This is a genomic window from Streptococcus sp. 27098_8_82 (assembly GCF_041431615.1).
Taxonomy (GTDB): Bacteria; Bacillota; Bacilli; order Lactobacillales; family Streptococcaceae; genus Streptococcus; species Streptococcus sanguinis_K.
On the sequence record NZ_JAPVYB010000010.1, the window covers coordinates 12,907 to 28,597 of the forward strand.

At 44.7% G+C, this 15,691-nt stretch carries 8 protein-coding genes; 7 read left to right on the forward strand and 1 reads right to left on the reverse strand.

Going from position 1 to position 15,691, the window contains the following annotated elements:
* Positions 1–58 precede the first annotated feature (58 nt).
* Positions 59–1,315, reverse strand: coding sequence for a tyrosine--tRNA ligase (gene tyrS / locus O3627_RS10925; protein WP_125382194.1), 1,257 nt, complete (start codon positions 1,313–1,315; stop codon positions 59–61).
* A 154-nt stretch (positions 1,316–1,469) separates the two neighbouring features.
* Between tyrS and pbp1b the strand changes: the two genes are divergently transcribed.
* The 7 genes from pbp1b (at position 1,470) to O3627_RS10960 (ending at position 15,691) form a co-directional block, all read left to right on the forward strand.
* Entirely contained in the window at positions 1,470–3,884 is a 2,415-nt protein-coding gene (gene pbp1b / locus O3627_RS10930; RefSeq protein ID WP_125382180.1) for a penicillin-binding protein PBP1B, read from the forward strand.
* A gap of 394 nt (positions 3,885–4,278) precedes the next feature.
* On the forward strand, positions 4,279–7,845 hold the full coding sequence (gene rpoB, locus O3627_RS10935) for a DNA-directed RNA polymerase subunit beta (protein ID WP_002919872.1): 3,567 nt from the start codon (positions 4,279–4,281) through the stop codon (positions 7,843–7,845).
* A gap of 40 nt (positions 7,846–7,885) precedes the next feature.
* Positions 7,886–11,533 carry a DNA-directed RNA polymerase subunit beta' gene (gene rpoC, locus O3627_RS10940; RefSeq protein WP_371621429.1) on the forward strand — a complete coding sequence of 1,216 codons (3,648 nt, stop codon included), beginning with the start codon at positions 7,886–7,888 and terminating at the stop codon, positions 11,531–11,533.
* A 761-nt stretch (positions 11,534–12,294) separates the two neighbouring features.
* Complete coding sequence (gene wecB, locus O3627_RS10945) at positions 12,295–13,452, forward strand: non-hydrolyzing UDP-N-acetylglucosamine 2-epimerase (RefSeq protein ID WP_002911057.1); 1,158 nt, start codon at positions 12,295–12,297, stop codon at positions 13,450–13,452.
* On the forward strand, positions 13,445–14,233 hold the full coding sequence (locus tag O3627_RS10950) for a hypothetical protein (protein ID WP_002898651.1): 789 nt from the start codon (positions 13,445–13,447) through the stop codon (positions 14,231–14,233). Before wecB ends, O3627_RS10950 begins: the two co-directional genes overlap by 8 nt.
* Before the next feature lie 11 nt (positions 14,234–14,244).
* Positions 14,245–14,388 (forward strand): hypothetical protein, encoded by a 144-nt coding sequence (locus O3627_RS10955; RefSeq protein WP_002896778.1) that lies wholly within the window; start codon positions 14,245–14,247, stop codon positions 14,386–14,388.
* The gene (locus O3627_RS10960; protein WP_049547809.1) at positions 14,381–15,691 is read left to right on the forward strand and encodes a glycosyltransferase; all 1,311 of its coding nucleotides are present in this window, start codon (positions 14,381–14,383) and stop codon (positions 15,689–15,691) included. The genes O3627_RS10955 and O3627_RS10960 overlap by 8 nt, the downstream gene beginning before the upstream one ends.

The window sequence follows — 15,691 nt, forward strand, 5'->3', positions numbered from 1 at the left end:
AAGTCCTTTCCTTGGTAAGACATAGAAAAATCCGATTCAGGTAATCGGATTTTTATCTTTAGTAGGTCAGGACAAAGTATTTCTTCTTACCGCGGCGGATAACTGTCAGCTCGTCTTCCAGTTTATCTGAGTCGCTAAGGGCATAGTCTAAATCTTGGATGCGCTCACCATTGAGGTAGATAGCACCGTTTTGGACGTCCTCGCGAGCTTGACGTTTGGAGTTTACCACACCGGCTATCACAAGCAGTTCTACAATATTGAGGTTGTCTTCTGCTTGGACCTGATAGTTAGGCACACCGCGCAAACCTTGTTTGAGTTCCTTGATGGACAAATTTTTGATATTTCCAGCAAAGAGCTGCTCAGTGATATTGAGAGCTTCCTGATATGCTTCTTGACCGTGAACCAGACTGACCACTTCGCGAGCTAGGACTTTCTGCGCCAAGCGTTCGTGTGGTGCCGCTTCAAACTGCTGACGAATTTCTTCAATCTCATCCAAGGACAGGAAGGTGAAGATTTTCAGGAAGCGGATAGCGTCTGCGTCCATGACATTCATCCAGAATTGGTACATTTCGTAAGGAGAAGTCTTGTCGGGATTGAGCCAGACAGCATTGCCTTCCGACTTGCCGAATTTTTTGCCAGTAGCGTCGGTAATGAGCGGAACGGTCATCACATGACCAATCTTGTCGGCCTTGCGGCGCAGGAGCTCTGTACCAGCTGTCATATTGCCCCACTGGTCGGAACCACCGATTTGCAGGGTCACGCCGTGGTTTTGATTGAGGACGTAGAAGTCATATCCTTGCATGATCTGGTAGGCGAATTCTGTATAGGAAATCCCTGTCTCAATCCGGCTCTTTACGGAATCTTTACTCATCATGTAGTTGACAGTGAAGTATTTGCCGACATCACGCAGGAAGTCGATAAAGCTGATGCTGCTGAACCAGTCATAGTTATTGACCATCTCGGCCTTATTATCGCCCTTTTCAAAGTCCAGAAAACGAGAAAGCTGATCTTGGATAGATTTTACCCAGCCTTCTACGGTTTCCTTGGTTTGGAGGCTGCGTTCTGCATCCCTAAAGGATGGATCGCCAATCAATCCAGTTGCTCCTCCGACCAGAGCGTAGGGTTTGTGTCCGGCTAGTTGCAAGCGACGGCTGGTCAGAATGGCTACCAAGTGGCCAAGGTGCAGGCTGTCAGCGGTCGGATCGTATCCACTATAATAAGAGACTTGTCCTTCTTCTAAGGCCTTGCGTAAAGCTGCTTCATCAGTGGTTTGGAATACCAAGCCACGTTCTTTTAGCTCATCAAAAATGTGCATCATGTCTCTCCTATTCTAAAAGCCAAGAAATTGGCTTATCTATATTTTAAATTTATGTTACTCTATTGTATCATAAAGCTTTTAAATAGCAATGATTCCTTGAAATAAATCATAGATATTTGGTATAATGGGAAGATAACAAGGAGAATCGAACTTGGAACAATTAATAGAAAAATTAAAAGAGTTCTGGGGAAAAGCCCAGCAGTTTATCAAAAAAATACATCTTCCAGAATGGAGCAAGAAAATCGGCAGTGGCAACAATGGCTGGTCTATCAGTGATGTTTTTGCTGTTTTCTTACGGACTTTTAAACTTCTGATGAATATGGCTTTTGTGTTTATCTTCTTTGGTGCCGTCATCGGTGCTGGGATTGGGATAGGCTATGCAGCTAGTCTTTTCAGTAAGGTGGAAGTGCCCAAGCAGGAAGAGTTGGTCAAGCAGGTGAATAATATCTCTGGTATTTCTAAGCTTACCTATGCTGATGGTAGCTTGATTGCAGAAGTGGATAATGATTTGCTCCGCATCCCAGTTAAGAGTGACGCCATCTCTGAAAATGTAAAAAAAGCCGTTATCGCTACAGAGGATGAGAACTTTGAAACGCATAACGGAGTGGTGCCCAAGGCTGTGCTTCGGGCTACGCTCGGATCTGTTGTCGGAGTTGGATCTTCTAGCGGGGGTTCAACCATTACCCAGCAATTGATCAAACAGCAGGTGGTGGGCGATGCGCCGACCTTCAAGCGGAAAGCAGCGGAGATTGTTGATGCGCTGGCTTTGGAGCGCTACATGTCCAAGGATGATATTTTGACCACCTACTTGAACGTTTCGCCGTTCGGGCGCAACAATAAGGGGCAGAATATCGCTGGTGTGGAAGAAGCTGCTCAAGGAATTTTTGGTGTTTCTGCTAAGGATTTGACTGTGCCCCAGTCTGCTTTTATTGCCGGCTTGCCACAGAGTCCGATTGTTTATTCGCCTTATGCAGCGGATGGTAGTCTCAAGAGTGCAGGAGATATGGCTCTGGGCTTGGAACGTGCCAAGGATGTGCTCTATAATATGTATCGGACGGGCCGTCTAAGCGAGAAAGAGTACCAAGAGTACAAGGACTACGACTTGACCAAGGATTTCAAGCCTTCTGAAAGCTCGGAAAAATCTTCGCATGGCTACCTTTATTACACAGCTGTCGAAGAAGCCCAGCAGACCATGTACGAGTACTTGATTCAGCGGGACAATGTTTCCCAGCAAGAGCTGAAAAACAATGACACTGTCAAGGCCTACAAGGAATTGGCTGCTAAAGAACTGAGCGATGGCGGCTATACTGTCACCACCACGATTAACAAGAACATCCACACTGCTATGCAAAATGCAGTAGCCAATTATGGCGGCATCTTGGATGACGGAACTGGTGCAGTTGAAGTGGGAAATGTCCTCTTGGATAATAAAACCGGTGCTGTGATTGGCTTTGTAGGAGGCAGAGACTATGCTTCCAATCAGAACAATCACGCCTTTGATACGGAACGCTCACCGGGTTCGACCATTAAGCCGATTCTTGCTTATGGGATTGCTATTGACCAAGGTCTGATGGGCAGCGCCAGCGTTCTTTCTAACTATCCGACTAATTTTTCAAGCGGCGATCCAATCATGCACGTGGACAGCCGTGGTACAGCCATGATGGACCTGCAAGAAGCTCTCAATACTTCTTGGAATATCCCGGCTTATTGGACTTACCGCGGATTACGCGAAAAAGGTGTCAATGTCCGTGGCTATATGGAAAAAATGGGCTATTACATCGATGACTACAGCATTGAGAGTCTCCCAATGGGCGGGGGAATTGAAGTATCTGTAGCTCAGCACACCAATGGTTTCCAAACCTTGGCCAATAACGGAACCTACCAGAAAAAATACATGGTTGAAAAAATCACAGACCGAGATGGCAAGGTGATATACCAGCATAAGGCTAATCCTGTTCAGATTTACAGTCCAGCAGCTGCTACGATTATGCAGGAGCTCATGCGGGGAGTTATCAATTCTGGGGCTACTACGACCTATAAATCCAGAATCAGTCAGGTCAATGGAACCTTGGCTGGAGCCGATTGGATTGGTAAGACTGGAACGACCAACACCAACGGTGATATGTGGCTGATGCTTTCTACTCCAAAGATGACTTTGGGAGGCTGGATTGGTCATGATGATAATAGTTCTATGGCGGCGTTGACTGGTTATAACAATAACGCTTCCTACATGGCTTATATGGCAGATGCCATCTATCAGGCAGATCCAAATGCCTGGGGTGTTGGTGATAAGTTCACTCTTGATCCAAGTGTGATTAAGTCTGATGTACTCAAGTCCACAGGGGAAAAGCCAGGTACAGTAACGGTAAACGGCCGCTCTGTTAATCTCAGCGGTCCGACAGTGCCTAGCTATTGGGCTAAAAACGGTGCTCCGACCACGACCTATCGCTTTGGTATTGGGGCATCAGATGCGGATTATCAGAAGGCTTGGTCAGCTATACTGGGCGGTTCTACCTCTAATTCTAATTCCAGCTCCAATTCCAACAATAACCGGCAGGGAAACTAGCGCATCAAGAATAGTTTTAACTTTTCAGAAAGCGGATGAAATCCTTGCAATTTCTAGCTAAATAAGGTATAATGATAACAATAATTTGTCGTGTGCTTTATTTGAAATATTGTCCAAATAGAAGCTTACAGCAGTTAAATCAAACTTGAATAAGTCAGATTTAGCTGCTCTTTTTGTGCCTATTTTTAGGAAAAACGGATTATGTAATCATAATTTAATTTTTCTGAAAAATTAAACAAAAGGGGCTGATTGTGGCTGTTTTGCAGCATTGTAAATGACAGAGGATTTTCCTCTGAAAACATTTCACAGAACTCGCCCTCAAAGCGTTGAGAAAAAGATACGTCTTTTCTCGCTTTATCAAGGGCTTAGTATCTTATCATAAAGGAGTAAAAACTTGGCAGGACATGAAGTTCGATACGGTAAACACCGTACCCGTCGTAGTTTTTCAAGAATTAAGGAAGTTCTTGATTTACCAAATTTGATTGAAATCCAAACGGATTCGTTCCAAGATTTCTTGGATCATGGTCTGAAGGAAGTCTTTGAGGATGTGCTTCCTATTTCAAACTTTACCGACACCATGGAATTGGAATTTGTTGGCTATGAAATCCGTGAGCCTAAATATACGCTGGAAGAAGCACGTATCCACGATGCCAGCTACTCAGCGCCAATCTTTGTAACCTTCCGTCTGATTAACAAGGAAACTGGTGAAATCAAGACTCAGGAAGTCTTCTTTGGCGATTTCCCAATCATGACTGAAATGGGAACCTTCATCATCAATGGTGGTGAGCGGATTATCGTATCCCAGTTGGTGCGTTCTCCAGGGGTTTACTTTAACGATAAAGTTGACAAAAACGGAAAAGTTGGCTACGGTTCAACGGTTATTCCTAACCGCGGAGCTTGGTTAGAGTTGGAAACAGACTCAAAAGACATTGCCTACACTCGTATTGACCGGACACGGAAGATTCCTTTTACCACTCTGGTGCGTGCGCTTGGTTTCTCAGGAGATGATGAGATCTTGGACATCTTTGGTGACAGCGACTTGGTACGCAATACCATCGAAAAAGATATCCACAAGAACCCAATGGACTCCCGTACAGATGAAGCTCTGAAAGAAATCTATGAGCGTCTTCGTCCAGGAGAGCCTAAGACGGCTGAAAGTTCTCGTTCCCTTCTTGAAGCGCGTTTCTTTGATCCGCATCGTTATGACTTGGCAGCAGTTGGTCGTTACAAGATTAATAAGAAACTCAGCGTCAAGACACGCTTGCTGAACCAAACCATTGCAGAGCCATTGGTAGATGCTGAAACAGGAGAAATCTTGGTTGAAGCTGGTACAGTTATGACCCGTAGTGTGATTGACAGCATTGCAGAGCAGCTGGACAATGGTTTGAACAAAATCACTTATATTCCAAACGACTCAGCTGTCTTGACAGATCCTGTAGAATTGCAAAAGTTCAAGGTTGTGGCACCAACTGATCCAGACCGCGTTGTGACCATCATTGGTAATGCAAATCCGTCTGATAAGGTTCGGATTGTGACACCAGCTGACATTTTGGCTGAGATGAGCTACTTCCTCAACTTGGCTGAAGGCATTGGTCGCGTGGACGATATTGACCACTTGGGGAACCGTCGTATTCGTGCAGTTGGTGAGCTTTTGGCTAACCAAGTTCGTCTCGGACTTTCTCGGATGGAGCGTAATGTTCGTGAACGGATGTCTGTTCAGGATAATGAAGTTCTCACACCGCAACAAATCATTAACATCCGTCCAGTAACTGCAGCTATTAAAGAATTCTTTGGTTCTTCACAATTGTCACAGTTCATGGACCAACACAATCCACTGTCTGAGCTCTCTCACAAGCGCCGTCTTTCTGCCTTGGGACCTGGTGGTTTGACACGTGACCGTGCTGGTTATGAAGTGCGGGACGTGCACTATACTCACTACGGTCGTATGTGTCCGATTGAAACGCCTGAAGGACCAAACATTGGTTTGATCAATAACTTGTCTTCTTATGGACACCTTAACAAATACGGATTTATTCAAACACCTTACCGTAAGGTAGACCGTGAAGCTGGCGTAGTAACCAACGAAATCGTTTGGCTGACAGCTGATGAGGAAGATGAATTTATCGTAGCGCAGGCCAACTCTAAGCTTAATGAAAAAGGCGGCTTTGCAGAGCCTATCGTTATGGGACGCCACCAAGGTAATAACCAAGAATTCCCATCAGACCAAGTAGACTACATGGATGTATCGCCTAAGCAGGTAGTTGCCGTAGCGACAGCATGTATTCCTTTCTTGGAAAATGACGACTCCAACCGTGCCCTCATGGGTGCCAACATGCAACGTCAGGCTGTGCCTTTGATTGATCCAAAAGCACCTTACGTCGGTACTGGTATGGAATACCAAGCTGCCCACGACTCTGGTGCAGCGGTTATTGCTCAGCATGATGGTAAGGTTACCTATGCGGATGCAGACAAGGTTGAAGTCCGCCGTGAAGATGGTTCTCTTGATGTTTACCAAATTCAAAAATTCCGCCGTTCGAACTCAGGAACTGCTTACAACCAACGTACCTTGGTAAAAGTTGGCGATGTCGTTGAAAAAGGCGACTTTATCGCTGACGGACCTTCTATGGAAAATGGAGAAATGGCCCTGGGACAAAACCCAATCGTTGCCTACATGACATGGGAAGGTTACAACTTCGAGGATGCGGTTATCATGAGTGAGCGTCTGGTGAAAGACGATGTCTACACCTCAGTTCACTTGGAAGAATACGAATCAGAAACTCGCGACACCAAGCTTGGCCCTGAAGAAATTACCCGCGAAATTCCAAACGTAGGGGAAGATGCCCTGCGCAACTTGGACGAAATGGGTATTATCCGCATCGGGGCGGAAGTCAAAGAAGGCGATATTCTTGTAGGTAAAGTGACCCCTAAGGGTGAAAAAGACCTTTCTGCTGAGGAACGTCTCTTGCACGCTATCTTCGGAGACAAGTCTCGTGAAGTTCGTGATACCTCTCTGCGTGTGCCACACGGTGCCGATGGAGTGGTTCGTGACGTGAAGATCTTTACCCGTGCTAATGGTGATGAGTTGCAATCTGGTGTTAATATGCTGGTTCGCGTCTACATCGCTCAAAAACGTAAGATCAAAGTCGGAGATAAGATGGCTGGTCGTCACGGAAACAAGGGGGTTGTATCCCGTATCGTTCCTGTGGAAGACATGCCTTACTTGCCAGATGGAACACCAGTTGATATTATGTTGAACCCACTCGGGGTACCATCTCGTATGAATATTGGTCAGGTTATGGAGCTTCACCTTGGTATGGCAGCGCGTAACTTGGGTATCCATATTGCGACACCAGTCTTTGATGGAGCAAGCTCAGAAGACCTCTGGGATACAGTGCGCGAAGCTGGTATGGATAGTGATGCTAAAACCATTCTCTACGATGGACGTACCGGTGAGCCATTTGACAACCGTGTATCTGTCGGTGTCATGTACATGATCAAGCTCCACCACATGGTAGATGACAAACTCCATGCCCGCTCAGTGGGTCCTTACTCAATGGTTACCCAACAGCCGCTCGGAGGTAAAGCTCAGTTTGGTGGACAACGTTTTGGTGAGATGGAAGTTTGGGCCTTGGAAGCTTACGGTGCTTCTAACGTTCTGCAAGAAATCCTGACTTACAAGTCAGATGATGTCAACGGACGTTTGAAGGCTTATGAAGCTATTACTAAAGGGAAACCAATTCCAAAACCAGGTGTGCCAGAATCCTTCCGCGTTCTTGTCAAAGAATTGCAATCTCTTGGTCTGGATATGCGTGTTCTTGATGAAGATGACAATGAAGTAGAACTCCGTGACCTAGACGAAGGTGAAGATGATGATGTGATTCACGTTGACGATCTTGAAAAAGCGCGTGAAAAAGCAGCTCAAGAAGCGAAAGCAGCTTTTGAGGCTGAAGGAAAAGAATAAGAATACACACTGATTAGAAAATGAAGAAAGGTAAGAAATAGTGGTTGATGTAAATCGTTTTAAAAGTATGCAAATCACCCTAGCTTCTCCGAATAAGGTCCGTTCATGGTCTTATGGGGAAGTGAAGAAACCTGAAACAATCAATTACCGAACCCTGAAACCAGAACGCGAAGGCCTTTTTGACGAAGTGATCTTTGGTCCAACAAAGGACTGGGAATGCGCCTGTGGTAAGTACAAACGGATTCGTTACAAAGGAATCGTCTGTGACCGTTGTGGTGTTGAAGTAACCCGCGCTAAGGTTCGTCGTGAGCGTATGGGCCACATTGAATTGAAGGCTCCTGTTTCACATATTTGGTATTTTAAAGGAATTCCAAGCCGCATGGGGCTCACTTTGGATATGAGTCCACGTGCCCTGGAAGAAGTCATTTATTTTGCGGCTTATGTGGTGATTGATCCTAAGGACACACCGCTAGAGCACAAGTCCATCATGACGGAGCGTGAGTATCGTGAACGTTTACGTGAGTACGGTGCAGGCTCATTTGTAGCCAAAATGGGAGCAGAAGCTATTCAAGACCTCTTGAAACAAGTGGACTTGGAAGCTGAGATTGCTGTCCTCAAAGAAGAGTTGAAAACTGCTTCAGGTCAAAAACGAATCAAGGCTGTCCGTCGCTTGGATGTTTTGGACGCCTTCTACAAGTCTGGCAATAAGCCAGAATGGATGGTTCTTAATATCCTGCCGGTTATTCCGCCAGATTTGCGCCCGATGGTTCAGCTGGATGGTGGTCGTTTTGCGGCTTCTGACCTCAATGATCTCTATCGCCGTGTTATCAACCGGAACAACCGTTTGGCTCGTTTGCTTGAGTTGAATGCACCTGGTATCATCGTTCAAAATGAGAAGCGGATGCTTCAGGAAGCGGTTGATGCTTTGATTGATAACGGTCGTCGTGGCCGTCCAATCACTGGGCCAGGCAGCCGTCCGCTCAAGTCACTGAGCCACATGCTCAAAGGGAAACAAGGTCGTTTCCGTCAAAACTTGCTGGGTAAACGGGTTGACTTCTCAGGTCGTTCCGTTATCGCTGTTGGTCCTACGTTGAAAATGTATCAATGTGGTGTGCCGCGTGAAATGGCGATTGAGCTCTTTAAACCATTTGTGATGCGTGAGATTGTTGCGCGTGATATCGTGCAAAACGTAAAAGCTGCCAAACGCTTGGTAGAGCGTGGAGATGAGCGTATCTGGGATATTCTAGAAGAAGTCATTAAAGAACACCCAGTGCTTCTTAACCGTGCACCGACTCTTCACCGTTTGGGAATTCAGGCTTTTGAGCCAGTTCTGATTGATGGTAAAGCTCTTCGTTTGCATCCGCTGGTCTGTGAAGCCTACAATGCTGACTTTGACGGTGACCAAATGGCCATCCACGTACCATTGTCAGAGGAAGCCCAAGCTGAAGCTCGTATCCTCATGCTGGCTGCTGAGCACATCTTGAATCCGAAAGATGGTAAACCAGTTGTAACACCATCTCAGGATATGGTCTTGGGGAACTACTACCTAACCATGGAAGAGGCTGGCCGCGAAGGCGAAGGCATGATTTTCAAAGATATGGATGAAGCGGTCATGGCTCTCCGCAACGGCTATGTTCACTTGCATACTCGTGTTGGTATTGCAACGGACAGTCTTAATAAGCCTTGGACAGAAGACCAGAAGCATAAGATTTTGATTACAACTGTTGGTAAAATCCTCTTTAACGCGATTATGCCAGAGGAATTGCCTTACTTGCAAGAGCCGACTAATGCTAACTTGACAGAAGGTGTGCCAGCTAAGTACTTCTTGGAGTCAGGACAAGACATCAAGGAAGTCATTGAACAGCTTGAGATTAATGTTCCGTTTAAGAAGAAAAATCTGGGGAATATCATCGCAGAAATCTTCAAACGATTCCGTACGACAGAAACATCTGCTCTTCTTGACCGCTTGAAGAATCTGGGGTATCACCATTCTACCTTGGCTGGTCTGACAGTGGGTATCGCTGATATCCCAGTTGTCGAAGACAAGGCTGAGATTATTGAAGAATCCCACAAGCGTGTTGAACAAATTACTAAACAATTCCGTCGCGGTATGATTACTGATGACGAACGCTACAATGCAGTTACTGCTGAGTGGCGGGCAGCTCGTGAGAAATTGGAAAAACGTCTGGTTGCCAACCAGGATCCGAAGAACCCTATCGTTATGATGATGGACTCTGGAGCCCGGGGTAACATCTCTAACTTCTCTCAGTTGGCTGGTATGCGTGGTTTGATGGCTGCGCCAAATGGACGTATCATGGAATTGCCAATCTTGTCTAACTTCCGTGAAGGGTTGTCTGTTCTGGAAATGTTCTTCTCAACCCACGGTGCTCGTAAGGGTATGACCGATACGGCCCTTAAGACAGCCGACTCGGGTTACCTGACTCGTCGTCTGGTTGACGTTGCCCAAGATGTGATTATCCGTGAAGATGACTGTGGTACAGACCGAGGCTTGCTCATCACTTCTATCACAGAAGGCAAGGAAATGATCGAGTCTCTGGAAGAGCGTCTCAATGGTCGTTACACTAAGAAAACAGTAAAACATCCAGAAACTGGTGCTGTCATTATTGGTCCAAATGAATTGATCACCGAAGACAAGGCGCGTGAAATCGTTAATGCTGGTGTTGAAGAAGTGACAATCCGCTCCGTCTTCACATGTAACACCCGCCACGGTGTCTGCCGTCATTGTTACGGTATCAACTTGGCAACTGGTGATGCGGTTGAAGTCGGTGAAGCAGTCGGAACCATCGCTGCTCAATCTATCGGGGAACCTGGTACACAGCTGACCATGCGTACCTTCCACACGGGTGGTGTTGCCTCTAATACCGATATCACGCAAGGTCTCCCTCGTGTCCAAGAAATCTTTGAAGCCCGCAATCCGAAAGGGGAAGCGGTCATCACTGAAGTCAAGGGTGAAGTTACTGCTATGGAAGAAGATGCATCTACTCGTACCAAGAAGGTCTTTGTTAAAGGCCAAACTGGCGAAGGTGAATATGTGGTACCATTTACAGCTCGCATGAAGGTAGAAGTGGGTGACCAAGTTTCTCGTGGTGCTGCCTTGACTGAAGGTTCTATCCAGCCTAAGCACTTGCTGGCTGTCCGCGATGTCTTGTCTGTTGAAACTTACCTGCTTGCCGAAGTACAAAAAGTTTACCGCAGCCAAGGGGTAGAAATCGGCGACAAACACATTGAGGTAATGGTTCGCCAGATGATTCGCAAGGTGCGCGTCATGGATCCAGGTGACACAGATCTTCTTATGGGAACTCTTATGGATATCACCGACTTTACAGATGCTAACCGTGATGTGGTTATCTCAGGCGGTGTACCTGCGACAGCTCGTCCAGTCCTCATGGGAATCACCAAGGCTTCCCTTGAGACAAACAGCTTCTTGTCTGCAGCTTCCTTCCAGGAAACAACTCGTGTCCTGACAGATGCTGCTATCCGTGGTAAGAAAGACCATCTGCTCGGACTTAAGGAAAATGTTATCATCGGTAAGATTATCCCAGCTGGTACTGGTATGGCCCGCTACCGCAATCTGGAGCCTCAGGCTGTCAATGAAGTTGAAATTATCGACGAAGTGACAGAACTGCCAGGTGGATTTGAAACTGAAGAAAATATTGTTCTTGAATAAAGAACTTTCCCTCCCGATTTTCGGGAGGGATTTTTTGTTGCAGCCGATAATTTCTTGCTCCCTATTAAATATTATCCTATAATATACTTAGAAAGTTGTTGTTAAGTTCTCCTTTATGGATAAACAACTATAGAAGAAACAGTCAAGATTTCCTATTTCAGTTTTTCTATGATGCGAGACGCCATATTCATTTTTAATCAGGGAGGTAGCTGGTTTTTTGTAGTATGATAGCGCTAGGTTATACTATTTTAAAAATCCTAAAATAGTAGGAGGAGAGGTTTGAAATTTAAAAAAAGAGGAGGTTGGTTTTAATGGTGGTGGTCGAAGTTTGTAGAGAACGATAGCTGACATTTATCTAGCTAGCTCATTCATGAAGGGAGAATTTTGAAATATAAAGAATAGAAAACAATTAGATTACAAATAGAATAATATTTTATTACAATGAATAAAGATTAAAAAATATAGGTAAAAAACACAAAATTCTGCATAAAACAGGGCTTTGAGCCTATAAGTTCTTTCCTTTTTATTTATTTTTTTGAGAAAACCGAAAAATTTCAGTAATTTTAAGTTACAGTTAAGTTAAGAAAATTAAAATAATCTTAAATAAGTTACCAACATGTAAATCACTATTAAGAAAGTATAAAATAATAGTTCATGCTTTGATTATTGAAACGCTTGATGGTAAAATAACTAAGGTTACTTAAAACAAACATTTTTTAGTAAAAAGTTAATATAACAATGTTGATTTTTGGTGAGGAAAAATGAAGAAAATTAAGGTAATGGTTGTTTTTGGAACTCGTCCAGAAGCAATTAAGATGGCTCCACTGGTTATTGAACTGAAGAAGCAGGCAGACTTGTTTGAGACAACAACAGTTGTGACTGCTCAGCATCGTCAGATGCTGGATCAGGTACTTGAAACTTTTAAGATTAAGCCTGATTATGATTTGGATATTATGGGGAAGAATCAAACCCTGACAGATATTACTGTCAAGATCCTGCATAAGCTAGATGATATCTTAAAGGAAAACAAGCCAGATATTATGCTGGTGCACGGTGATACGACAACGACTTTTGCGGCTAGTCTTGCAGCGTTTTATAATCAAGTTCGTATCGGCCACGTAGAAGCTGGCTTGCGGACTTGGAATAAATACTCTCCTTTCCCAGAAGAGATGAATCGTCAGATGACCGACTCTTTGACCGACTTGTATTTTGCGCCAACGGATCAGAGTAAGGCTAACTTGCTCAAGGAAAACCATCCGGCAGAAACAGTTTTTGTGACAGGAAATACAGCTATTGACGCTCTCAAGCTGACCGTCCAGGCTGATTATCAGCACGAGGTGCTTGACCGTATTGATCCAGCTCGCAAGATGATTTTGGTGACCATGCATCGCCGGGAAAATCAAGGTGAGCCGATGAGAAGGGTCTTTCGAACTCTACGGCAGATTGTAGATGCCCATGATGATGTGGAAATTGTCTATCCCGTTCACTTGAGTCCAGCGGTTCAGGAAGCGGCTAGAGAAATTCTGAGTGACAATGAGAAAATTCATCTGATTGAGCCTTTGGATGTGTTGGATTTCCATAATATCGCAGCTAAAAGCTACTTTATCATGTCAGACTCAGGCGGAGTACAAGAGGAAGCACCTTCCTTAGGTAAGCCTGTACTGGTACTTCGTGATACAACAGAGAGACCAGAAGGAGTTGAAGCCGGCACCTTGAAGCTGGTCGGTACAGAAACTCAAGCAGTAGCAGAGGCAATGGAAGCCCTGCTGACAGATGAGTCACTCTATCAGGAAATGGCCCAAGCCAGCAATCCGTATGGTGACGGTAAGGCTTCTGAGCGGATTGCTCAAGCTATTGCCCACTATTTTAAGCAAACGGCTAGACCAGAAGAATTTAAGACAGGAGTAAAAAATGTTTAGGAAAAAAGGACTAGAAAAATCATTAGCAGTCTTTGTACTGGCAATTGGACTAATTCTTTTCTACAGTTGGAATTTTGCAGCTAACATATTTTATATCGGAATCGCGCTGATTTTATTAGGTATTTTTAGTGTCTTTGTCCTATCTGATCTCTTGGTGACATGGGCTATGATTCTGGGTGTGGTTATCGCAACTCTGATCTTGCTCTTTGATGTAACCTACCTACCGGACAATCAAGTTCTCTTCTTGCTTTATGTCTTCCCTGTCAGTGCTTGGCTGACCAGCCGAGTGAATTTCTATCTCCATCAGCGCTTGGGATTAGTGCAGGATGACAGTGAAGATGCTGCTGAGGCCTATGAAGAAATGGTTCAGAAAGTAAATCAGAAACAAGCTCCAGCCTTTCAGGCCTTGTTGGTCCATTGGGCGCACAATCATCATTTTTATCAAATTCACTCTCGGGAGTACAAGCGGATGCTCAAGAGAATTTTACGACTGCTTAACTGGGACTTCCAGAATGTAGAAACAGTTTACTATGTATCCAATGGTAACTTTCTCGTTCTGGTAGAAGATCTGGATCAAGAAGTCAAGGAATATTTCCAAGAGAAAGTGCGTGAAGATTTAACGATGATGCACTTTGAGAATAAGAAAACTGACCAAAAAATTCAGTTTCAGTCCGGCAGTTTAAAATTGAACGCTCAAAACATTGACAAATTCCATAATTTTGATGACGCTTTGAGCAATCTGGAGCGTCAGCTTGAAACCGACATTATCGTAGAATACTAGGAGGTAAACACATGTCTTTAACAGAAGTATTTTTTATCATCTCTATGGTGCTAAGTATCTTTTTTGCTATTAGCTTTTTGGTCCTCTTCATTTATTATCTGGTTATTTACAATCGGGTCAATAAAAATTTTAGGGCGGTGACTCGTCATGATTAGTCAACTTATTATGATTGTCACTCTGTTCTCCATCTGGATGTCTCTGGCTTGGGCTTTGGTTATTCTATGCTCTTCCGTGCATTTCTGGATGAAACGCAGTGACTTCAACGTGGATACCAGCCCATTGGAACATTATCCTATGGTTACAGTCGTTGTCCCAGCCCACAATGAAGATGTGGTTATCGCTCAGACGACCAAGGCCATTCTGGATTTGGATTATCCTCATGACCGAGTGGAAGTTCTGCTCTTTGCGGACAACTGCTCAGATGACACTTATCAAGAAATGCTGAAAGTTCAGGCTATGCCTGAGTACGCTGGACGCAATATTACAATTACAGACCGTACTGGTACGGGAGGTAAGGCAGGGGTGCTGAATGACGCCCTGAAGATGGCCAAGGGTGAATATATCTGTGTCTATGATGCGGATGCTATGCCAGAAAAGAATGCTCTTTACTTCCTAGTCAAGAAAGTTTTGGAAGATCCAGAACGCCACGTTGCTTCCTTTGGACGCAATAAGACCCGTAATGCCAACCAGAACTTCCTGACTCGCTGTATCAACCAAGAAATCGTTGTGACTCAGCGTGTTTACCACGTAGGTATGTGGCATCTCTTCAAGATTGGACGGATTCCAGGTACGAACTTCTTGATTAACACGGAGTTTGTTAAGAGTATTGGTGGTTGGAAAAACGGTGCCTTGACAGAGGACACGGAAATTTCCTTTAAGATTATGCAGAGCGGCAAGCTGATTGCCTTGGCTTATAACTCAGAGGCTTTCCAGCAAGAACCTGAGACCCTCAAGTCCTACTACTTGCAGCGTAAGCGCTGGGCTAAGGGAAATTACGAGGTGGTTATTGACAACTTCAAGCATCTCTTCAGCGGCGGTAACTGGCGCGTGAAACTGGAAGTGTTTAATTATTCTTGTATCTTCTTCTGGTTCAATCTGGCGATTGTCTTATCTGACTTGGTTTTCTTTGCCAATGTAGCGGCAATGATTACCCAGCTCTTTATCCCGGATGTGCGGATTCCTTTCGCTTTTGATGCTCAGAATATCTATATCGTCCAGCTGATGCTCTTTAACTGGCTTCTGATGATTTTGCTTTATCTTTTGCAGATCAATATCGCCCTGGCTTCTCAGTTTGGACAGGCGACTACCAAACAGATTTGGTTGGCTCTTGTGTCCTATTTGACTTACTCTCAGCTCTTTATCGTTGTTTCTTTAGATGCAGTAGGATCTGTTATCTTGGACAAGATTTTGAAGCGGAAAGAAACCAAGTGGGTTAAAACAAAACGATTTGCAGGTTAG